The sequence below is a fragment of the Pseudoalteromonas luteoviolacea CPMOR-1 genome, assembly GCF_001625685.1.
GTDB lineage: Bacteria > Pseudomonadota > Gammaproteobacteria > Enterobacterales > Alteromonadaceae > Pseudoalteromonas > Pseudoalteromonas luteoviolacea_K.
Map to the genome: position 1 here is coordinate 1 of NZ_AUYC01000093.1, position 248 is coordinate 248.

Genomic DNA, 248 nt, shown 5'->3' on the forward strand with positions numbered 1-248 from the left:
TGCTAACGGTGCGTTTAGCTTCACAGGCTTGATCGAATCGAATGCTGATGGTTACACCATCACGCAGACAGTAAGTGGCATTTACCAAACGGGTAATCGCTACATTGGCTCAGGTGCTGGCATGGTGAGCAATGTCGCAAAAGTGGTTGTTGGCACAGACGCAGCACCAGAAATCAAATTTACAGAAAAACCAAAAGCTGGTGATAAGTCGGTATCAGGTACCGTGCTCTTGGATGTAAACCAAGATG

At 46.8% G+C, this 248-nt stretch carries 1 protein-coding gene; it reads left to right on the plus strand.

Features of this window, described 5'->3' with window-relative positions:
- Positions 1-248, plus strand: a 248-nt coding sequence (locus N473_RS26615) for a hypothetical protein (protein ID WP_196766480.1), incomplete at both ends; no start/stop codon positions are given.